We start from the raw sequence: 22,001 nt of genomic DNA, 5'->3' as shown, positions 1-22,001 counted from the left end.
GCCCCCTGGCTTGCCCGCTCCCGGACGGAGCGGACAGGATGGCGGTCCCCCATGTCCCACCTCCCTGCCCCCTCCAGGCGGCGCGCAGTCGCCGTGGCCGCCCTCTGGGCACTGTGGCTGTGCACGCTGCCCGGCGCGGCCCGCGCGCAGGAGCGGCTGACGTTCCAGGACAGGACTGGCGCGGAGTTCCTCCACCCGCAGGCGGTCCACACCAACACCGAGCTCACCGCGACGGTGCCGGCGGTGCTCCAGGTGCGCCAGTGGAGCGCCGCCGAGCGCGCGGCATACCCGGACCTGACGGGCAACACCCTGCGGATGCGCCTGAACGAGGCGGCGGCCACGCCCGGAGACAGGCTCCAGTGCCTGCCGGCGACGGCCGGGCTGACGCCCGAGTTGGACGGCAGCGGGGGCAGTGACGTGCGGAGCGTGGCGGGGGTGCTGGGCAACGCGCTGGACATGCCGACGGAGCGGGACACCCATGTGCGGCTGGTGTCCTCCGGCGTGGACCTGGCCAGCAACGCGAGCGCGGTGACGCTGATGGGGTGGATGCGTCCCCGGGCCTGGCCGGGCACCAGCGCCTTCGCGGACCTCATCAACGTGGGCGGCACCGCGGGCTCCAGGCTGGGCGTCGGGCTCTCGGGCACCCGCGGCCTGCGCGCCTGGGCCGAGGCGCCGGATGACAGCCGGCCGCCGCTGACGGCGACTGTCCAGGTTCCTCCGACGACGGGCGTGTGGCGGATGTTCGCCACGGTGTTCGAGCTGGCCCCGGCGAATCGGGTGAGCGTCTATCTGAACGGGCGGCTGCTGGAAGTCGTGCCCCTGCCCTTCACCTCACCGGTGACGAGCGCCGCGCCGTCGGACCGCGCGGCCCTGGGCAGCGATGAGACCTACAATGACGACTACTTCGACGGGGCCCTGGATGAGCCCTCCATCTGGAAGCGGGCGCTGACGCCGGAGGAGCTGCGCCGCGTCTGGCGCCGGCAGAGCGGCCCCTACGGAGGTGGCGAGCCGTCCATGTTCGTCTCCCGCGTCCTCGACTCGGGCGGGCCGCGCGTGCGCTGGGACACGCTGGGGTGGAAGCCCCGCGCCCCCGCGTGGAAGGGGCTGCCGGACGAGGGCATCGGGGAGACGGGCTACGGCGAGGGCAACGTCTCCATGGCGGACAACGTGCTGCTGCTGCACGCCAATGGCTCGGGAGAACTGGCCGAGGGCGCGACGGTGCCGGACGCGTCGGGGCGAGGCCATGCGGCCACCTTCACCGCGCCGGATGATGTGCCCGGTGGCTACGTGGCCGGCCGGGTCGGCGAGGCGCTGGCGATTCCTCGCGCGGGCTACCTGACGGTGGGGGGCGACGCGGCGCCGGACTTCGCCTTCGGCCAGGGCGACTTCACCTGGGCGGCGTGGGTGAAGACGACGTCCTGCCAGGGCAACAACCTGGTGGTGATGGGCGCGGAGGGTACAGGCGGCAACCCCCATGTCTGGTTCGGCGGCGGCTGCGAGGCCACCCGGTGCTCCGACGGGCGGGGCTGGTGGGTGCTGCGGGACAGCACCGGCGCCACGGCGGAGGTGTGCCACCACATCCGCCTGGATGATGGCGAGTGGCACCACCTGGTGGGCGTGAAGAGCGGCCATGCGCCGGCGACGCTGACGCTGTTCGTGGACGGGGAGCCCGTGTCGGTGACGCACGGCTATGCCGGCGACTTCAGCTTCGACAAGGGGCCGCTGCTCGGACAGTTCCCCGGACTGGGCTACCCCACGGAGGCCACGGTGGACGAGGTGGCCATCTGGCGCCGGGCCCTGTCGCCGCAGGAGGCGCGCGACGTGTGGCGGCGTGGCGGCACCCGGCTGAAGCTCCAGGTGCGAACGTGCGACGAGCCCTCGTGCGCGGGCGTGTCCTTCGTCGGGCCGGATGGCACGGGGGCCACCTATTTCTCCGAGGCCACGCACGGCTCGGATGACCGCCCGCCGTCGCTTGGAGGACTCGGGAAGGCCGGGGCCGTGCCCGCGCGGTACTTCCAATACGCGGCCCTGCTGGAGACGGACAGCTCGCAGGACACACCCGGGCTGATGGAAGTCACGGTGATGGCGACCAACTCCGCCCCCGCCGCCACGCCGGATGCGTATGCGTCCGAGGTGACAGCGGCGCTGAAGGTGATTGCGCCGGGAGTGCTCGCCAACGACACGGATGGCGAGGGAGGCCCGCTGCGCGCGGTGCTCACCCTGGCGCCAACAGGAGGCACGCTGCAGCTCAGTGACGACGGAGCCTTCCTGTACACGCCAGGCGAGGGCTTCAGCGGGACGGACCGCTTCCGCTACCGAGTGAGCGACGGAGCCCTGGAGTCCCCCGAGGTGGAGGTGGTGATGACGGTGGGCGCCGTGGCCGCGCCGGGCTCGCCGCGCATCGAGCGCCCCACCGCGAGCGAGGTACTGTACACGCGCACGCCCGTGCTGGAGGGGACGGCGGACCCAGGCGTCGAGGTGGAGGTGGTGGTGAACGGCACGGTGCTGGGCCGCACCACGGCGGACGCGCAGGGGCGGTGGAGCTACGCGGTGACGTCGGAACAGGCGCTCCCGGTGGGCAGCCACCGCGTGGTGGCCTACGCGGTGGGCGTGACGCAGGCTCGGAGCGAGCCCTCCACCACCGTGGACTTCGGCATCCAGTCGCGTGCGCTCGAAGTCACCGGCTGGGGGTGCGGCAGCACGGGCGCGGGCCGTGAGGCCGTGGGGCCGTGGTGGCTGGCCCTGCTCGCGCTGGTGCTGTTGCCGTCACGGATGAGGCAGACGGCGCACGCGAGCCCTCCATCACGGCGCTGACGGACTGCTGTCCGGCTGCTGCTGTCCCAGGCAGACCTCGAGGAGAAACCGCTCCAGGGGCCTGAGCAGCTCCAACCGCCAGAGCCGCGACAGGTCGGCGTGAGCCAGGCGCTGAATCAATGCCTCTGGAAAGGGCGCCTTCCCTGCCCTGGTGAAGAGCTCAGCCAGAACCTTGAGGGCCTCATAACGCCCACGGACCCTGTCCTCGGTGGTCACCGGGCCGGGCAGGACCGCCTTCACGACGTCCTCGTCGTGGAAGAGCAGCGATTCGACCTCGGGTGGCACCATGAGGACCAGGAACTTCGCCATGGGCACGGCCGCACGGATGAACTCCTCACGCACCTCCACGAAGTTCGCGACCCAACGGGGGTTCACGGTCTGCGGGCTGGAGACCAGGACGACCGGCTTCGTGGAATGGACAAAGTGTGACCTGGCGCGCTCCGCGATGTTTCCTCGGTCCGTTCGCATCCGGATGTCCTGGTCCCTCAGCACGGGGTGGCTCTTCACCAGGCGCTCCATGAGGGCCATCTGCAGCGCAGTCTCAGTCAGGATGAAGGCCACCATCACATCTCCCCTCCCGCGGGACGTTCACGCTTCACGAACCCATGCTCGATGGCGTAGCGCAGCTTGCGCCTCGTGCCCTCGCGGAGGGTTCCATGTTCGATGGCCGAGCAGAGTCCCTCGCCATCCCAGAGCAGGACATCCGGTGGGGGAAGGAACTCAGCCATCTGAATCGCGGCCTCTGTAAACGTACCGGTGATGCAGACGGCCCCCAGCGTCATCCTCGGGCGCCGCAGGAGCCTCGCCTTCAGCTGGGCGATGACCAGGAAATCGAGCGGTTCGCTCCAGTCCCTCGCCTCAATCAGGCACGCCAGCCCATCGAAGTAGACCGCACCGTCAATCTGCTCCAGCAGGACTCCGTCCTTGCGAACCTCGTAGGGCCAGGTCACGTCGGCACCCTCCAACTGGAAGGCTCTCAGGATGAGGTACTCCAGCGCCCTTCCTGGTGGCCACCCTAGCAGATTGTCCCCTGAATGGACAACCTGCCACATCCTATGGACACCCGCTCTGTCGAGTACCAACACCTGCTCGCGGTACACCGCCGCCCGCCCCGCCTCGTCCATCCCGCCCCTCCGCCACGGGCAGGTTGCCCGCGCAGGTCCTACCTACCCGGCGGGTCTGACATGGGTTGAACGAGGCCGTGCCTCAAGCGGGCTTCGGCCAGCGCTTCGTCTTCACGTACTCGCGCTGGAGCTCGGGCCTGGGGTCCGGCGCATCGAAGGGCTCCTCGACGATTTCATACAGGCCGTGGTCGAACGGACGGCCCGGCGCTGGCGCCTTCGGCACGAGCCGCTCCCGCTTCCCTTCCGCCGCGCGCGTCTTCGCGCGGTAGTGACAGTACGGGTTGTTCCCCGGCCGGCCGAACAGCGCATGCGCCGTGAAGCTGCACCCGGCCATGCAGGTCTCGGCAAACGGGCACGTGCGGCAGAAGCCCCACAAGTCCTCCACCGTCCGCGTCCGCGTGAAGGCGAGCTGGGGCGTGTCATTCCAGATGCGCTCCAGCGGCTGCTCGCGCAGGTTTCCCCCCACGTAGTGCGCCGTCTGGAGGGAGGGGCACCCCTTCACCGCGCCATTCGACTCGATGCCCAGCACATACCGGCCCGCCTGACAGCCCCGCCAGTGGTCCCGCCCTCCCGCGTGCACGGAGCGCAGCAGCGCCTCCTCCGGCCCGAAGTAGCCCAGGTTGTTCCCCGGCATCACCGTGATGCGGTCCTCCCTCGCCCGCTCCTTCAACCGCGCAATGCGCGGCATCAACTCCACCAGGTCCCACGGCTGCAACAGCAGGTCCGGGCGGTCCGCCGCGCGCCCGAGCGGCGCGGTGATCTGCACCTGCCACGCGCCGATGCCCTGCGCCTTCAGGTGCGCATAGAGGCCCTCCAGGTCGCCCTGGTTGAGCCGGTTGAGGTTGGTGTTGGCGGCGGTGCGCACTCCGGCGGCCTTCAGGTGCCCCAGGGCCGCGGTGGCGGAGGCGAAGCTGCCCCGGGCCGCGCGCATGATGTCGTGCGTGGGCTCCAGCCCGTCGATGCTCACCGAGGCCGCGTACAGCCCCGCGCGCGCCATCTCCCCGGCCAGCTCCGCGGTGATGCGACGCCCGCCCGTCGTCAGGCCCGGCCGGATGCCGGCGGCCTTCAGTGCCTGGATGATGACGAGGAACCCCGGGTGCAGGTACGCCTCCCCGCCGATGAGCACCACCTCCCGCGCACGCATCGCCGCGAGCTGGGCCACCACCCCGAGCGCCTCCTCCGTCCCCAGCTCTCCCGCGCGCGCCGTACCGGCCCGTGAGCCGCAGTGCGTGCAGGGCTGGTCGCACGCGAGCGTCAGCTCCCACACCACGTAGGCGGGGTGGTAGTCCGTGGGGCCCACGTCGATGCGCCGGTTCACCATGCACGCGGAGCGTACCGGACGTGCCCCGCCTCCCACACTCGTGACACCAATGTCAGGACCGAACGAGGTAGCGGTACGATGAGCCCGGGCCAGCGCTCGGGACTTCCGGCGCTTATCTCCGGCACGAGCCCTGCAAAGTCGCCCCCGGCTTCACGTCCCACTCCGACAAGGATGTCCTCCGTGCCCGAGCTGTCCGGCTGCCCGTCCTGCCAGGGTTTCAACCCGCCCTCCGTCACCGCGTGCCTGCACTGTCGCCACCCGCTCGACGGTGGGCGCGCGCGCCTCGCGCCGTCCTGGGTGGCCTCGCTGTGGACGCTCGCGGGTGCGAGCGCGACGGCCCTCACGTTGATGGCCTGCTACGGAATGCCCCCGTGCGAGGACGGCACGTGGGACTGCCACGAGTTCCCCCCGAACTGCGACCTGACGGATGCCGGCGCGGATGCGGGACTCACGGACGGCGGCGGTGCGAGCTGCATTCGCCTGGACGCTGGCACCACAGGGGATGCCGGCACCCTGGGCGATGCCGGCTCGAAAGGCTGAGCCGCTCGAGCTGAGGCCGGCACCGTGAACGATGCCGACCCGGGCAGCTGAGCCTCGACCCAGCCAGGCCCCTACTTGCCCAGCGTCCCCTGCCGGAGCGCCACGCCATGCTTGTGCACGGCGTCCACGAGGAACTTCGCCGAGTCGGGGTCCGTGGGCGGGAGGATGCCGTGGCCCAGGTTGAAGATGTGCCCCACCGGCCCGGCGCGCTGGAGGATGTCCTTCACGCGCCCGTCCAGCTCCTCGCGCGGGAGGAACAGGTGCAGCGGGTCCAGGTTGCCCTGCACCGCCACGTCCGGGCCCAGCACGCGCCGGCCCTCGTCCATGGGCATCGTCCAGTCCAGCCCCACCACGTCCGCGCCCGTGCTCTTCAGGAGCGGCAGATGCGTGGACATGCCCACGCCGAACACGATGACCGGCACGCCCGTCGCCTTCAGCTCGGACACCATCCGCTTCAGGTAGGGCATGCAGAAGCGCTCGTAGTCCCACGGCGACAGCTCGCCGCCCCACGAGTCGAAAATCTGGACGATGCTCGCGCCCGCCTCCACCTGCATCTTCAGGTACGGAATCAGCGTGTCCGTGAGCTTGCCGAAGAGGCGGTGCGCCAGCTCCGGCTGCTCGAACATCAGCCGCTTGATGAGGATGTAGCTCTTCGAGCCCCCACCCTCCACCATGTACGCGGCCAGCGTGAAGGGCGCGCCCGCGAAGCCGATGACGGGCACCGAGTCGTTCAGCGCCTTGCGCGTGCGGCGGATGGCCTCGGCCACGAAGCCCGTGCCCTCCACCGGGTCCGGCACGCCCAGCTTGTCGATGTCCGCCGCGGTGCGCACCGGGTTGGGGAAGTGCGGCCCCTTGTCGCCCAGCTCCAGCACAATCCCCATCGCCTCCACCGGGATGAGGATGTCCGAGAAGATGATGGCCGCGTCCACGCCCAGGCGCGTCACCGGCTGCACCGTCACCTCGGCCGCGAGGTCCGGGTGCTTGCACAGGTCCAGGAAGGCGATGTTGCCGCGGATGGCCCGGTACTCGGGCAGGTAGCGGCCGGCCTGGCGCATCAGCCACACGGGCGTCGTATCGGTGGGCTGGCGGCGCGCCGCGCGGAGGAGTCGGTCGTTCACTTCAGGCCCTCAAGTTCAGCCCCGCTCGGGACGAGGGGGCAGGTGGAGGATGTGCGTCAGCGCTTTCCCCACGCCAGCTTCAGGCGCAGGGGCTCGCGGCCTTCAGGCACGAACAGCAGGCGGTTGTCGCCGCCCTCCCAGTCGAACTTCCCCGGGGTGCCATCGCGCACGAGCTTGTACTCGAAGACGGCGCCCACGGGCAGCGACAGCTTGAATCCGCCCGATTCCGGACGCAGCGAGCGCTCGGGCTTCCAGCCGCCCAGCTCCGGCCCGCTACCCACCAGCCGCGCCGACGCGTCGTCCACCGTCAGCTCCACCGTGCGCCGCTCGCCCTGCCCCCGCCAGCGCGCCCCGGCCTGCTTCGTCAGCGCGCCAAAGCCACCGGCCGCGCTCGGCTTCAGCCGCAGCAGCGACACCTGGCCGGGGTGCACGATGACGGAGGAGTGCCGCCCCGCGCCCGGAATTTCGACCCCCGTGAGCATCTCGGAGAGGCGCGAGCCCACCAGCCCATCAGGAAGCGCCACGTCCACGGGCGCCTTCCCCGAGTTGACGGCGATGACCACGGCCTCGTCCGGCGTGACGCGGGCGTAGGCAAAGAGGTCCTCCCGGGCGGCGAGCACGAGCGTCTCGCCACCCTGGAGGGCCTCACTGCCCCGCCGCAGCTCCAGCAGCCGGGTAATCCACGCGCGCAGCGGGTGGTCCGGCGTGAAGCGCATGTCCCCGCGGTTCTCCGGCTCCTTCTTCCCCGACAGCCCCTCCTCGGTGCCGTAGGTGAGCGAGGGCACCCCGCGCGCGGTGAGCTGCACCGCCAGCGCGCGCTGCACCCGCTCCACGTCCCCGCCGCACTCGCTCATCACCCTCGGCAGGTCGTGGTTGTCCACCAGCGTCACCAGCGAGCCCGGAGCCGGGTAGAGCCTGTCATTGAAGAGGATGGCCCCCAGGTGCGCGGGCGACCGGCCCCGGCAGAAGACGTCCACCAGCGCGAAGGCCAGCGGGAAGTCGAACATCGTCCCGAAGCGGCCCTCCGCCATGGTGCTCGCCAGCAGCACCGGGTCCCCGTCCAGCATCTCCCCCAGCAGCAGGAAGTCCTTCCCCGCGTGGGCCCGCAAGTCATCGTTGTAGCGGGCCCAGAACTCCAGCGGCATGTGCTTCACCGCGTCCAGCCGGTAGCCCGCGGGCTTCACCGCGTCCACCCAGCGGCGCGAGTGCCCCAGCAGGTGCTGGTACACCTCCTCCTGCTCCACCGCCAGGTCCGGCAGCCCGTGCACGTCGCGCATCGTCAGCTCGCGCGCGTCGCTCCAGTTGTCGATGGGGCCCTGGCCGTGGAACCACCGCGGCTTCTCGCGCACCAGCCGCGTCTCCGGGCCCACGTGGTTGAGCACCACGTCCAGCACCAGCCGCATGTCCCGGCGGCGCAGCTCCTCGGACAGCCGCGCCAGCAGCGCCTCGTCACCGAAGCGCGGCTCCACCCGGCCGAAGTCCTCTACCCAGTAACCGTGGAAGGCGCCGTACCCGTAGAACTTCTCCGTCCGCATCTGGAAGACGGGTGAAAGCCACACCGTGCGAACACCGAGCGCCCGCAGCCCGTCCAGTCGAGAGATGACTCCCTGCAGGTCGCCCCCGTGGAACGCCTGCGCATCCTTCAGGTCCACCTTCCCGTCATTGCGCGGGTCGCCATTGGCGAAGCGGTCCACCATCACGAAGTAGATGGCGTCTCCCGCGGGCGGCACCCACACCGCGCCGCCGTCCAGGCCCCCCGCGCCGCTCGGAGGGCTCGGCTGCTGCCCACCGGCCGGCGCGTCCAGGCCAGGCACCACCACCGGGCCGCCGTCCGTCTCCGGAGCCGGCGCCACCAGCGGCGAGGCGAGGAACGAGTCGAAGAGGCCCGCCGCCTGGCCGGCAATCTGCCGCCCCACCTCCACCTGCGCGTCATTCGCCCCCAGGTGGGAGAACTGGAGCGCGATGCCGTAGTCCTGGTTGGTGGTGCTGGGCTCCAGCTGGGAGCCGGCGCGCCCCGCCGTCGTCCGGGCATAGACCTCCCAGGAGAAGCGCCCGTTCACCTCGCCGAACCGGGAGGCCCGTGTCTCCACCAGCAGGTACAGCTGCGCCTGCGGGGCCAGGGCCGTCAGCATCGCGAAGCGGCGCTGCGAGTCCGTCACCTTGGCGAACTCGGCCGAGTACTGCGCATACGGCACCACCTGCACCTGGAGGTTGCGCTTCGCCAGCACCTCCGTCACGGCCTGCTTCACCGCCTCCGGCACGTCCGCCACGACGCCGCGCTGCTGCGCCTCGTCGCGCACGTAGGCCACCGCCACCACCGTGCCGTTGGGCGCCACCACGGGCGGGGCGGAGCGCTGCAGGCATCCCGCCGCGCCCAGCGCGAGGAAGAGGGCCCAGGCCCACCGCTGTCTCAGAACCATCCTTCGGCCTCGATGGCGACCACCGAGTGCCAGTGGCGCTCGGGGCCGATGTAGACGTTGTACTGGTCCAGGCTCTCCACGAAGGAGTTGCCGAACGCCGCGTGCTGCGAGGAGTACTGGATGCCGTAGAGCAGCCGGAGGCTGGGGCGCGTGTAGATGCCGCGGCCCGTGGGCTGGAGCACCACGCCCACCTTGCCCTGCCACGTGTTGCGCGTGTCGCTGTCACCGAACTCCAGCCCGCGCGCGTCCGGCAAGCCGTCCGTGTTGGTGAACACCGAGTCCACGTGGTTGCGGTAGCTGTTGCCGTTGTTGCTCTTCTCACGCGCGATGCTCGTCTCCGCCAGCAGGTGGACCCGGTCGGTGACGAAGTACTGGAGGCGCAGCACCGTGGAGGCGATGAACCGGTCGTCCTCACCCGGCTTGATGGCGTTGTCTTCGTTGAACGCGTAGCCCACCCAGACGCCCCAGAGCGCCTCCAGCTTGTCAGGGATGATTTTGAGATACGCCTCGTTGCCGAGGTTCGCCTCGTAGCGCTCGTCCGTCTGGTCCGCGCTGTAGACAGTCCAGGGCCGGCCCCGGAAGTTCTCCTGGTACGACTGGTCCGGGTGCTTGCGCTCGAAGGTGAGGTAGAAGTTGTTCCACGCCAGCGGCCCCACGTTGCCGAAGCCCAGGTAGCCGGCGACCATATAGGACAGCGCGCTGCGCGGCTGGAGGTCGGGCACCAGCTCTTCCTGGCCGGGGTTGGCCTCGAAGTAGCGCTGCACCACCTCGCGCCGGACGAAGTCCTCGTAGTTGATGCCGGGCGACGCGTAGAGCGCGTTGCGGTTGCCGCGCACGGACGGCTCGTAGCCCACCTGCGCGCGGATGCCCGTCTCGAGCTGGCCCGGAATCAGCTGGTAGCGGAAGTGCGCGGCGCCGGTGAGCACCGTGTTGTAGTTCTGCGGTCGCAGCGAGTAGCCGCTGTCACCCACGCCCACCAGCACGTCGTAGCGGTCTCCCGTGTACGTGCCGGACAGGCCCACCGTGTTGTAGAGCAGCGTGCCGGGCCGCTGGTCGTAGATGTGCAGGTCGTTCCAGCGGCTCTCGAGCGTGCCCACCTGCCACGTCACGCGGTCCAGCAGGATGTTGCCGGTGCGCACGAAGAGGTAGTCGGCGCGGAAGTTGGTGAAGGAGCCGTTCCCCGGGTCCGCCGAGCGGAACGAGGTGCCGGAGATGCGCGTGTGCACCTCGGCCCAGACGTCGTTCGAGCCCGGCGTGGCCTGGAGCACGTCCAGCCGGAGGTTGAGCTCTCCGTAGGGGCTCTCGTTGAGGAGCCGGCCATAGAGCCAGTAGTAGCCCAGCTGGCCGGAGCCACCCGAGAGGTCCGGGCGGGTCATGATTCGGAAGTAACCCGCGGCCCCGAAGCGATCTCGAGGAGCATCGGCCAGGGCCAGGAGCGGGCTGAGGAGAAGCAGCAGGAATGCGCCGAGGCGCGCGGGCGGGACTCGCATGGGCGAGCCCCGCTTATAGCGCACCTCCGGCTGCCTGCCCTACTCCGCGCGCAGGACGACGATGGCCCGTTCCGGGACGCCGTACGTCGTGCCCGTCACCGGCGACGGCGCGTCCAGCCAGGAGTTGCCCGTGACGCGGGCGCCCAGGCCCGTGGCGGTGAGGTACTCGGGGCTGTCGAAGTAGGCCTGCGTGTCGATGAGCCGCTTCCACTGGCGGCCCTCCACCTGGGGCAGGGTGAACTCCACCGCGCGGGGCTCCATGTTGATGAGCACCACCAGCTCCGGCCCGAAGGACTCGTCGTAGTAGTGGATCATCAGCTGCTTGCTGTCCCAGACGGCCTCGGTGTTCTCGGCGCTCTTCCAGGCCAGCGGCGCGCCCTTGCCGTAGTCCGACGGAGCGAAGGCGTAGGAGTGCTCCTTGCGCAGGCGGATGGCGGCCTTGACGAACTCGTACATCCGGTGCCGCTCGTCACGCGCCAGGTACGCCCCCCACTGGTACCAGTTGAAGGGGTTGTCCGCGCGGGTGGAGTAGGCGTTGTTGTTGCCCAGCTGCGTGCGCATCCACTCGTCGCCGCCCAGAATCATGGGCGTGCCGTGGCTGACCATCATCGACATGAAGGCGTTGCGCATCATCTGCCGGCGCATGCTCTCGCCGCGAGCGTCTCCCACCGCGCCCCAGTTGCGCGAGCGGTTGTGGTCCTCGCCGCTCACCTTGTCGCAGAAGGGGCTGTTGGGCGTGTCGCAGCACACCGGGTTGAGCGGGCCGCAGCGGTTCTGCTTCTCCTCGTACGCGAACAAGTCGTACATGGTGAAGCCGTCGTGCACGGTGATGAAGTTCATCGAGTGGTAGGGACGGCGGCCGTTGCGCTCGTACCACTCCTTGCTGCCGTACATCAGGAAGGCGCCGTCGGACGAGCCGGGGCGGCCACACAGCGAGCCGTCGTTGGAGTTGAGCTTCCAGTCGTCCCGGTTGATGAAGTTGCGCCACCAGTCACGGAAGCGGCCGTTCCACTCGTACCAGCCGGCGCCCGGCTGGGTGAGGGAGTTGGGGAACTCGCCCATGGGCAGGCAGTACCAGCCGCCCGCGCTCCAAGGCTCGGCGATGATGCGGGTGTTGTACTTCTGGAGGACGGGGTCGTCGACAATCTCCTGGAGCACCGTGTTGCGCGGGTCGTCCCAGCGGTTGTAGTCGCCGTCACGCTCGCCAAGGATGGGCGCCAGGTCGAAGCGGAAGCCGTCCACGTGCAGCTCCTCCACGTAGAAGCGGAGGCTGTCGATGGTGAGCTTGCGCATGGGCCGGTGGTTGGGCCGCGTCTGGTTGCCCACGCCGGTGTTGTTCCAGTACGTGCGGCGGTCCGGGTTGAGCGCGTAGTACGCCTGGTTGTCGATGCCGCGGAACGAGTAGAGGCCCGCCGTCTCCGTGGGGTCCAGCGACTCCAGCGGCTCACCGGGCAGGACGTCGTCCGTCTCCAGCTTCTCGCGCCACAGGCCACCCTCGCCGGTGTGGTTGTAGACCACGTCGACGATGACCTCGATGTCGCGCTTGTGCAGCTCCTCCACCATCCACTTGAACTCGTCGATGACCTCGTGCGGCCGCTTCATGGCCGCGTAGGACACCTCGGGGGCGAAGAAGTTGATGGTCTGGTAGCCCCAGTACCCGCCGTCCAGCGGCTTCTCGTGGATGGGCAAGAGCTCCACGGCGGTGATGCCCAGGTCCTTGAAGTAGTCCGCCTTCTCACCCAGGCCCCGGTAGGTGCCCGGGAAGCGCACGCCGCTGGCGGGGTCCGCGGTGAAGCCCTTGGCGTGGACCTCGTAGACGATGAGGTCGTTCCAGGAGTGGCCCTGCCAGTGCTCGTTCTGGCGGTTCTCCCGCCACTGCCCCTCCGCCTCGCCCCACTGGTAGTCGCTCTGGACGATGACGCTCTTGGCCGAGGCCGCGTACGTCACCTCCGTGCGGGCCGGTCCACTGGCGGTGCTGCCCTTGCCCCAGTCGTGATCGCGGTGGAGCGCCTTGGAGTACGGGTCCGTCAGCAGCTTGTTGGGGTTGAAGCGGTTGCCGTAGACGTCCACGTCCGACTTGAAGCCGTGGATGGCGCCGGGGAACCACCTGGAGTCGTACTCCCAGTTGGGACCCCAGGCGCGGAAGCCGTAGTGCTGGCCCAGGCCCACGCCCTCGACGTAGACGCTCCACACGTCCCCATAGCGCGTCATCGTATACGTGCGCGTGGGGCGGTTGACCTCGGGGTCGTCGAAGAGCAGCAGCTCCAGCCGGGTGGCGTTCTCCGAGTAGAGGGCGAAGTTGACGCCCCGGTCCACGAAGGTGGGGCCCATGTGCTTCAGGGACTCCACGTCCTCGACCGAGTAGCTCGGGGCCCGGGCCTCGCTGTGGTAGAGCCGGACATAGTCGCTCTCACTACAGCCGAAGGCGAACAGGGCGCTGGCCAGGGCCGCGCCCATCAGGCGGGTCATACGGGGAGTGCTCATACGGGTAGGCTGCCCTCGACGATCCGGACGTACCTCGGCCCGGGAACGAACCACGCTTCCATAACAAGGCGCTTCCGGGGCTGACAAGGCAGCCCCCTGGAAGCCCTTACGGCCCGCATCCTTGCCTGGATGGGTGCCGTAAGCATGACGCATTGCGGCCGACCCTGGAGGTTTGGGGAAAATGCCGTCGGGAGGGTAAGGTTCGCCGCCGTTCTCCCCACAAAATTTCCGAGCGCGTCTTGTCCGAAGTCGTCCTGAGCGGGATCAAGAAGTCGTTTGGCCAGAACCTCATCGTGAAGGGCGTGGACCTTCAGGTGCGGGAAGGCGAATTCCTCGTCATGGTGGGCCCTTCCGGCTGCGGAAAGACCACCCTGCTGCGCCTCATCGCGGGGCTGGAGCAGGTGGACTCGGGTGAAGTGAAGATTGGCGGCACGCGGGTGAACGAGGTCCCCCCGCGTGATCGCGACGTGGCGATGGTGTTCCAGTCGTACGCGCTCTACCCGCATATGACGGTGCGGGAGAACCTGGCCTTCGGCCTGACGCTGCGGAAGTTCCCCGAGGCGGAGATTGCCTCGCGGGTGCAGGAAGTCGCGGGGATGTTGGAATTGAGTCACCTGCTGGAGCGCAAGCCCAAGGCGCTGTCGGGCGGCCAGCGGCAGCGCGTGGCCATGGGGCGCGCCATCGTCCGGCGGCCCAAGGTGTTCCTCTTCGACGAGCCCCTGTCCAACCTGGACACCGCCCTGCGCGTGCAGATGCGCGGCGAGCTGGCGCGGCTGCACCGCCGGCTGAGCGCGACGATGATCTACGTCACCCACGACCAGGTGGAGGCGATGACGCTGGCCACTCGCGTGGCCGTCTTCAATGGAGGCGTCCTCCAGCAGGTGGGGCCGCCGCTGGAGCTCTACAACCGCCCGGCGAACCGCTTCGTGGCGGGCTTCCTGGGCTCTCCGGCGATGAACTTCCTGGAGGCGCGGCGCGAGGGCTCCGGCTTCACGGGCCGGGGCTTCACCCTGCCCTGCCCGGTGGACGTGCCGGCGGACGCGGGGAAGGTGCTGGTGGGCCTGCGTCCCCAGGATTTGCGCGTGGCGGCCCAGGGCCCGCTGGCGGGCACGGTGGACGCGGTGGAGCGGCTGGGCTTCGACGGGTACGCCTTCCTCAGCACGGAGGCGGGCCCGGTGGCGGCGCGCTTCGAGAAGGGTACGAACGTGGCGGTGGGGGACAAGGTGTCCCTGGCGCCGGTGGCGGACGCGCTGCACGTCTTCTCCGAGGACGGGGCGCGCGCGCTGCGTCACCCGGCGGACCGCGACTCGCTGGAGGTCGCGTCGTGAGAGGGCTGCTGGCGCTGGCGCTCCTCGCCACGGCGTGGAGCGCGCAGGCGGCTGGCGACGAGTCCGCGCCGCTGAAGCTGTGGCACGCGTACCGGGGCGGCGAGGAGACGGCGCTGCTCCAGGTCTCCGAGCAGTTCACCGCGAAGACGGGCGTGAAGGTGGAGTTGCTCGCGGTGCCGTATGACGCCTACGGGGCCAAGCTGACCAACGCGATTCCGCACGGGGCGGGCCCGGACGTCTTCATCTTCAACCACGAGCGGCTGCGCAACTTCCACGCGCAGCACCTGCTGGCGCCCGCCACCACGCTCGCGCGCGGCGACTACTTCGCCAATGCCGTGGAGGCGCTGGAGGTGGATGGCCAGGTGTACGGCTATCCCATGTCGCTGAAGTCCCTGGCGCTCTACGTCAACACGAAGCTGGTGCCGAACCCGCCGGCCACCACGGCGGACCTGCTGGCGATGCTGCCGGCCCTGACGGACGCGGACGCGGGCCGCTTCGGCTTCGCCTACGAGAGCGGCGACTTCTACTTCCACGCCCCCTTCCTCTTCGGCTTCGGGGGCGAGCTGTTCAATGCGGCCGGCCGGGCGACCTTCGACACGGAGGGCATGGCGAAGTCGCTGGCCTTCGTGAAGAAGCTCCAGGACGACCGCTTCATGCCCCAGGAGGTGTCCGGGGCGCTGGTGAAGAGCCTCTTCAATGACGGCCGCGCCGCCATGGTCATCAGCGGCCCCTGGTTCGCGGGCGAGGTGGCGCCCTCCGTGGACTACCGCGTGGTGGCGCTGCCCGTGGTGAGCGAGACGGGCATCCCCATGCGCCCCTTCCTGGGCGTGGAGGCGGCGTTCGTCTCCGCGCAGTCGCAGCGCAAGGAGCAGGCGCAGGCGCTGGCGCGCTTCCTGTCCCTGGGCGAGGCGTCGCTGGTGCGCACCACGGTGGGCCGGCAGATTCCGGCGGACGTGGCCGCGTACGAGCTGCAGGCGGTGAAGGAGGACGTGCTCATCTCCTCCTTCCGCGAGGCGGCGCGCAACGCCACGCCCATGCCCAACACGGTGGAGATGCTCAAGGTGTGGGAGCCCATGAAGCTGGCGCTGCGCGCGGTGCTCCAGGGCGGCACCGAGCCCCAGGACGCGGGCGCGCTGGCGGACCGCCGCTACCGCGCGCTGCACCGCGAGCGCCCCCCCGACGCGAGCCCCCTGCCCTGGCTGGGGCTGGTGGGCGCCATGGCGCTGGGCGGCACGGTGTGGGTGATGCGCCGGCCCGCGCCGACGCTGCCCTTCAAGCGGCGCTACCCCGACGTGGCACAGGCGGCGGCGTACCTGGCGCCCGCGACGGCCGGCATCCTGGTGCTGGTGTTCGTCCCCTTCGTGATTGGCTTGAGCCTGTCGCTCTTCCACTACGAGCCGGGCGAGTACTCGTTCGTGGGCCTGGCCAACTTCATCGACATCCTGGCCAGCCGCGGCTACCGCATCACCGAGCCGCTGTCCTTCTACTTCACGCTGGCGGTGACGCTGGTGTGGGCGCTGGTCAACGTGGTGCTCCACGTGAGCATCGGCCTGTTCCTGGCGATGCTGCTCAAGGACCCGCTGCTGAAGCTGCGCGGCTTCTACCGGGTGCTGCTCATCATTCCGTGGGCGGTGCCCAACTACATCACCGCGCTGATGTGGAAGGGCATGTTCCACCGGCAGTTCGGCGCCATCAACGGCCTGCTGGTGGCGCTGGGGCTGGAGCCGGTGAGCTGGTTCACCAAATTCTCCACCGCCTTCGCGGCCAACGTGGCCACCAACACCTGGCTGGGCTTCCCCTTCATGATGGTGGTGGCGCTGGGCGCGCTCCAGTCCATCCCCCAGGAACTGTACGAGGCGGCGGAGGTGGACGGCGCGAGCAAGTGGACGCAGTTCCGGCGCATCACCCTGCCGCTGCTCCGGCCCGCCATGCTGCCCGCCGTCATCCTGGGCAGCGTGTGGACGTTCAACATGTTCAACATCATCTACCTGGTGTCCGGCGGTGAGCCGGGCGGTGGCACGGACATCCTGGTGTCCGAGGCCTTCCGCTGGGCCTTCCAGCGCAACCAGCAGTACGGCTTCGCCGCGGCCTACTCGGTCCTCATCTTCGTGGTGCTGCTGGCGTGGTCCAGCTTCACCAAGCGGCTGATGCGCGCGTCGTCGGAGGTGATGGGATGAACCGCCCGTCGAAGCTGAAGATGGCCGCCATCCACGCCGGGCTGATGCTGCTGTGCATGGCCACGCTCTACCCGGTGCTGTGGGTGGTGAAGATGGCGCTGTCGCCCACCGACAGCCTGACGCTCACCGTCAACCCGTTCCCGGAGGCCATCACCCTGGAGCACTTCCGCGAGGTGGTCCTGGGCACGGACAGCGCCGGGCGCTGGCTGTTCGGCCGGCAGCTGCTGGCGAGCCTCGTCGTGTCCGGCGCCACCACGGTGGTGGGCCTGGCGCTGGCGGTGTCCGCGGCGTACGCGCTGTCCCGCTTCCGCTTCCCCGGCAAGGAAGGCGGGATGCAGACGCTGCTGATTACGCAGATGTTCCCGGCGACGCTGATGCTGGTGCCCATCTACAGCATCCTCCAGAAGCTGCACCTGCTGGACAGCCTCACCGGGCTCGTCCTGGTGTACGCCACCACCGCCCTGCCCTTCTGCATCTGGAACCTGAAGGGCTACTTCGACACGCTGCCGCGCGAGCTGGAGGAAGCGGCGGTGATGGACGGAGCCTCGCCCACCCAGGTGTTCATCCGGGTGGTGCTGCCGCTGGCCCGCCCCGCGCTGGCCGTGACGGCGCTGTTTTCCTTCATGACGGCGTGGAATGAGTTCATCCTCGCCGCCACGCTGCTCAATGACCCGACCCGCTTCACCCTGCCCGTCGCCCTCCAGCGGTACGTGGGCGAGTACAAGGTGGAGTGGGGCAAGTTCGCCGCCGGCGCGCTCGTGATTTCAGCGCCGGTCATGGCTTTGTTCTTCGCTCTCCAGAAGCACCTCGTCGGCGGTCTCACCGCTGGCGGCGTCAAGGGGTGATGGCCGATGTCGTCTCGTTGTCTCCGGACCCTGCTGCTCGTATTGCCGTTGCTCGCCGTCGCGTGTGGTGACTCCGACGAGGGTCGCCCGCCCGAGCCCACCCCGCCCACCGTGAGGGAAATCCAGCCCACGGGGGGCCCCATCGCGGGCAACACGCTCATCAACGTCTATGGCTCCGGCTTCCAGGACGGCGCGAAGGTCTTCCTGGGGGATTTGGAAGTCCAGCGGACGGTGGTGGTCAACACGTTCCGCATCTACGGCTACACGCCGACGGCCACATCCGCGCAGGTGCACGTGCGGGTGGTGAACCCGGACGGCGGGTACGGCGTGCTGGTGAATGGCTTCACCTACGAAGGCCCGCCAGCGCCCAACATCGCCCAGGCCGAGGTGCTCAACGGCAACACCGACGCGGTGAGCGGCGGGCAGCCGGTGGGCATCACCGTGAGGGGCGCCATCACCGTGGCGGGCCTCACCCGCGGCGTGGGCCAGGGAGGTGGCGTCCGGGCGCAGGTGGGCTTCGCCCCGGGCGACGCGGAGCTGCTCAACCCGGCGAGCTACACCTGGGAGGCGGCCACCTACGAGATGGACTCGGACAGCGGCGAGGCGGATGTCTACAAGGGCAACGTGCTGCTCCAGCCGCCGATTGGTGGTGAGAATCGCGAGTGGGTCGTCACCATCCGCTTCTCCATCGACGGCGGGGCGACGTGGGTGATGGCGGACGGCGATGGCATCGCCAACGGCGTCGCTGCGGCGATGATGCGGCGGGTGTTCATCGCCCGGCCTCGCGTGGACTACTGCAAGCTGGGCCCGGATGGGAGTGGCGCCAACCCGGAGCTCTTCTACCGGCCGGCGGACACGACGCTCATCAAGGTGGCGGGCCAGGTGTACGCGGCGGGCATCACCCAGGGCGCCGGAGCGGGCTCGGGGCTGGTGGCGCAGCTGGGCTACGGCCCGGCGGACTCGGACCCGCGCGACTCCGCGGCGTGGACGTGGGTCAACGCCACGTACAAGGCGGAGCACGGCAACAACGACGAGTGGGAGGCCGACCTGCCCAACCCGGGCACCGAGGGCACCTGGCGCGTCGCCTTCCGCTTCAGCATCAGCGAGAACGCCTGGCGCGTGTGCGACGCGGACGGCGTCAACGACAGCACCGAGGGCCCCCTGACCTTCAACGTGGGCAAGCTGGGCACCCTCACCGTGGGCAACGAGGCGCCGAAGCCGCAGGTGGGCTGGTGCAAGATTGGCGAGGACCAGAAGGCCCCGGAGGCCATCAGCTACCTCACCACGCAGACGACCACGCTGAAGACCGTCTTCGCCCAGGTCTTCATGGCGGGCGTGACGGACAAGGTGGGCGCCGGCCCGGGCCTGGTGGGTCAGATCGGCTGGGGCCCCGCGAATGAGGACCCTCGCACCTCGCCGCTGTGGAACTGGTCCACGGCGCTGGCGTGGAACAAGGACAACTTCACCGTCAACGACGAGTGGAAGGGCACGCTGCCCAACCCCGGCGTCAATGGTGAGTACCGCTACGCGGTGCGCTTCGCCGCCAACGGCGGCCCGATGCGCGTGTGTGACGGCAACGGCGTCGACGACGGCGGCCAGGACTTCGAGCTGGAGCAGTTGGGCACGCTCAACGTCACCGGCACGGTGGTGGTCCCCAAGGTCATCGGCTACTGCAAGCTGGGGCCGGATGGGAACAACACGCCGGAGACGGTGACGTACGCGACCACGGCGCAGGCCAACCGCAAGGTGGTGGGCCAGGTGTACGTGCAGAGCGTGACGACCGGCGCGGGCGCGGGCACCAACGTCGTGGCCCAGCTCGGCTGGGGTCCGCTGGGAGAGAATCCGACCACCTCCGCGAACTGGAACTGGACGACGGCGGCTGCGTACAAGGGCGACATCGGGGAGAACAACGACGAGTACGAGGCCACCCTGCCCAACCCGGGCGTGGTGGGCAGCTACGGCTTCGCGTACCGCTTCCAGGTGAACGACGGCGCGTTCATGTACTGCGACGCGGACGGCAACAGCGTCGGGGCCGCGGGCTTCGACACGACGAAGCTGGGTGGGCTCACCGTGAGCGCGCCGCAGGACATCTCCATCGGCTGGTGCAAGCTGGGTGGCGAGGCCACCGAGGCGCCGCCGAACGAGGTCTACCGCGTGGGCCAGGCGGCGAAGGAGATCTACGCCCAGGTGTACATGGATGGCGTGACGCCGGGCACGGGCGCGGGCACGGGCATCCAGGGCCAGGTGGGCTACGGGCCGGTGACAGACGAGCCGACCGCCGCGTCGTGGCAGTGGACGTCCACCGGCGCCGCGTTCAACCGCGAGTCGGGCGGCGGCAACAGCAATGACGAGTGGAAGGCCCCGCTGCCCAACCCGGGCGTGGCGGGCCAGTACAAGTTCGCCTTCCGCTTCAACGTCAACGGCGGGGCCTACCGCTACTGCGACGCGGACGGCCTGGCCGCGGCTGGCTTCACGCTCGCGCAGGCGGGCAACCTCGAGGTGCGGCCGGTGGCCGTGGACACGTGCCAGCTGCTGGGCCCCGCGTCGCTGAGCGCGACGCCGGGTGGCACCACGCAGGTGGTGCGCGGCAAGGCGCTGGTGACGACGGTGACGGACACCACCAGCGGCGCGGGCGCGGGCCTCACCGCGGAGGTGGGCTTCGGTCCGAACAGCTCCGACCCGGCGACGGCGTCCGGCTGGAGCTGGACGACCGCGAACTACTCGGCTGAGTCGGACAGCAACACGCAGGACGTCTACGAGACCGCGCTGACGGCCCCGGCGATGGAAGGCCCCTACGCGGTGGCGATGCGCTTCCGCTACCAGACGGGCGCCTGGGCCTACTGCGACCTGGATGGCAGCGCCAACGGCTACCAAACGGCCCAGGGCGCGCTGCTGACGGTGGCCGCAGTGGTGCCTCCGACGGTGGACTGGTGCCGCCTGGGCGGCCCGGCGGGCGGTGCGCCCCCGAGCGAGACGTACCTGGAGGGCGAGGCGGCCTCCAAGCCCGTCCACGTGCAGGTGCACGAGGCGGGCGTGACGGCGGGCAACGGTGCCGGCGCGAACATCGTGGCCGAGCTTGGCTACGGCCCCACCGGGGTGGCGCAGACGGACGCGGCCTGGCAGTGGACGGCGGCGACGTATGGCGCGGACACGGGCAACGGTGACAACGACGAGTACCGCGCCACGTTGCCCAACCCGGGCACGGTGGGCAGCTACCGGTTCGCCTACCGCGTCAGCCTGAGCGGCGGGCCGTTCGTGTACTGCGACGCCGACGGCACGGATGACGGCTTCGACCTGGCCGATGTGGGCACGCTGACGGTGCAGAGCGCGGCCGCGCCTGTCTGCCGGCTGCAGACCGTGAACGGGACGACGGTGGGCAGCGGGGACGCCGTCACGGCCACGGGCCGCGTGCGCATCCCCGGCGTCACCGACGGCGCCGGGCCGGGCGCCAACCTCCAGGTGCAGGTGGGCCTGGGCAACGCCGACGTGGATGCTTCCGCCAACCCGGCGGGCTTCACGTGGAAGGTCGCGACGTACGCGAACGAGGCGGCGGATGAGGCGAACACGGATGAGTTCACCGCGACAATCCACCCGGCCTATGAGGGCGGTCGCGCGGTGGGCCTGCGCTACAGCACCGACGGCTCCACGTGGACGTACTGCGACAAGGATGGCAGCGACGTGGGTGGCTACACGGCCGGCCAGCAGCATGCGCTGACCGTGAACAAGCACTCCGCCATCGACTACTGCAACCTGCAGTGGCCGTTCTCCATGCCGACCACCGGTGGCGACCGGAATGTCTATGGCCAGGTGTACGAGGAGGGCCTCACCAACCAGACGGGAGTGACTCCGGGCCTCGTCGCGGAGCTGGGCTACGGCAGCACGAGCAGCGACCCGGGCGTCTCTGGCTGGACGTGGATCGCGGCGCCGTACCTCAGCGACGAGAACGGCAGCAACGACCAGTTCTCGGCCAGCCTGCCGGAGTTGCCAGCCGGCACGTCGTACACCTATCGCTACTCGCTCAACGGTGGCCCGTACTGCTACGGCGACCGGAACGACCGCGGCGGCAACGGCAGGTTCGGCGACGGTTTCTCGGGTGAGAACGTGGGTACCGTCACCGCCCCCTGAGCAGTACGGCAGGACACCGACCGCCCGGGGGCTCCTGGCCCCGGGCGGTCGGTGACGCGGTGATGACCGACAGGTGGCTCGCGCCGAACAGGCGCTGGAGCCCCTCGGCTCGAGCTTCAACTCCAGTTCGTCAAGATGAAGACCGTCCGGGCAAGCGCCCCGGGGTGCCTGGGCTGCTGCTCACGTATACCTATCATTGGATGTGAGCCCCCAAG

General features: G+C 69.9%; 13 protein-coding genes. 6 read left to right on the top strand and 7 right to left on the bottom strand.

Annotated features, from left to right (window positions below):
* Nucleotides 1–51 precede the first annotated feature (51 nt).
* Entirely contained in the window at nt 52–2,814 is a 2,763-nt protein-coding gene (locus tag G4D85_RS16185; protein WP_164012889.1) for a LamG-like jellyroll fold domain-containing protein, read from the top strand.
* On the opposite strand, the gene G4D85_RS16180 is transcribed toward G4D85_RS16185, so the two are convergent.
* The 3 genes from G4D85_RS16180 to G4D85_RS16170 form a co-directional block, all read right to left on the bottom strand.
* On the bottom strand, nt 2,803–3,378 hold the full coding sequence (locus G4D85_RS16180) for a hypothetical protein (RefSeq protein ID WP_205525568.1): 576 nt from the start codon (nt 3,376–3,378) through the stop codon (nt 2,803–2,805). The two genes, G4D85_RS16185 and G4D85_RS16180, sit on opposite strands and share 12 nt — an antisense overlap.
* Entirely contained in the window at nt 3,378–3,866 is a 489-nt protein-coding gene (locus G4D85_RS16175; protein ID WP_275900295.1) for a restriction endonuclease, read from the bottom strand. The genes G4D85_RS16180 and G4D85_RS16175 overlap by 1 nt, the downstream gene beginning before the upstream one ends.
* A gap of 154 nt (nt 3,867–4,020) precedes the next feature.
* The gene (locus G4D85_RS16170; protein ID WP_164012883.1) at nt 4,021–5,259 is read right to left on the bottom strand and encodes a radical SAM/SPASM domain-containing protein; all 1,239 of its coding nucleotides are present in this window, start codon (nt 5,257–5,259) and stop codon (nt 4,021–4,023) included.
* Nucleotides 5,260–5,439: 180 nt separating this feature from the next.
* Between G4D85_RS16170 and G4D85_RS16165 the strand changes: the two genes are divergently transcribed.
* The gene (locus G4D85_RS16165) at nt 5,440–5,799 is read left to right on the top strand and encodes a hypothetical protein (protein ID WP_205525567.1); all 360 of its coding nucleotides are present in this window, start codon (nt 5,440–5,442) and stop codon (nt 5,797–5,799) included.
* Between the two features lie 71 nt (nt 5,800–5,870).
* Here the strand turns inward: G4D85_RS16165 and hemE are convergent, their stop codons facing one another.
* The 4 genes from hemE to G4D85_RS16145 all read right to left on the bottom strand — a co-directional run bounded on the left by hemE (nt 5,871) and on the right by G4D85_RS16145 (nt 13,311).
* The gene (gene hemE / locus G4D85_RS16160; RefSeq protein WP_164012878.1) at nt 5,871–6,917 is read right to left on the bottom strand and encodes a uroporphyrinogen decarboxylase; all 1,047 of its coding nucleotides are present in this window, start codon (nt 6,915–6,917) and stop codon (nt 5,871–5,873) included.
* 56 nt (nt 6,918–6,973) lie between these two features.
* Nucleotides 6,974–9,337 carry an alpha-amylase family glycosyl hydrolase gene (locus tag G4D85_RS16155; RefSeq protein ID WP_164012876.1) on the bottom strand — a complete coding sequence of 788 codons (2,364 nt, stop codon included), beginning with the start codon at nt 9,335–9,337 and terminating at the stop codon, nt 6,974–6,976.
* On the bottom strand, nt 9,328–10,713 hold the full coding sequence (locus tag G4D85_RS16150) for a hypothetical protein (protein ID WP_240359312.1): 1,386 nt from the start codon (nt 10,711–10,713) through the stop codon (nt 9,328–9,330). Before G4D85_RS16150 ends, G4D85_RS16155 begins: the two co-directional genes overlap by 10 nt.
* A gap of 153 nt (nt 10,714–10,866) precedes the next feature.
* On the bottom strand, nt 10,867–13,311 hold the full coding sequence (locus G4D85_RS16145; protein ID WP_164012872.1) for a glycogen debranching protein: 2,445 nt from the start codon (nt 13,309–13,311) through the stop codon (nt 10,867–10,869).
* Nucleotides 13,312–13,550: 239 nt separating this feature from the next.
* Between G4D85_RS16145 and G4D85_RS16140 the strand changes: the two genes are divergently transcribed.
* Genes G4D85_RS16140 through G4D85_RS16125 form a run of 4 tightly spaced genes read left to right on the top strand, consistent with a single transcriptional unit; the run spans nt 13,551 to nt 21,786 of the window.
* Nucleotides 13,551–14,639: an ABC transporter ATP-binding protein gene (locus G4D85_RS16140; protein ID WP_164012870.1), complete on the top strand. Its 1,089-nt coding sequence runs from the start codon at nt 13,551–13,553 to the stop codon at nt 14,637–14,639.
* Complete coding sequence (locus G4D85_RS16135) at nt 14,636–16,816, top strand: extracellular solute-binding protein (RefSeq protein ID WP_164012868.1); 2,181 nt, start codon at nt 14,636–14,638, stop codon at nt 16,814–16,816. Before G4D85_RS16140 ends, G4D85_RS16135 begins: the two co-directional genes overlap by 4 nt.
* The gene (locus G4D85_RS16130) at nt 16,813–17,661 is read left to right on the top strand and encodes a sugar ABC transporter permease (protein WP_164012866.1); all 849 of its coding nucleotides are present in this window, start codon (nt 16,813–16,815) and stop codon (nt 17,659–17,661) included. Before G4D85_RS16135 ends, G4D85_RS16130 begins: the two co-directional genes overlap by 4 nt.
* Nucleotides 17,662–17,667: 6 nt before the next feature.
* Nucleotides 17,668–21,786: an IPT/TIG domain-containing protein gene (locus G4D85_RS16125; RefSeq protein WP_164012864.1), complete on the top strand. Its 4,119-nt coding sequence runs from the start codon at nt 17,668–17,670 to the stop codon at nt 21,784–21,786.
* The last annotated feature ends 215 nt before the right edge of the window (nt 21,787–22,001 follow it).

Source organism: Pyxidicoccus trucidator (genome assembly GCF_010894435.1).
GTDB classification, from domain to species: Bacteria; Myxococcota; Myxococcia; order Myxococcales; family Myxococcaceae; genus Myxococcus; species Myxococcus trucidator.
Note: the sequence above shows the minus strand (reverse complement) of the source record. Positions and strands in the feature narration are given on the sequence as shown.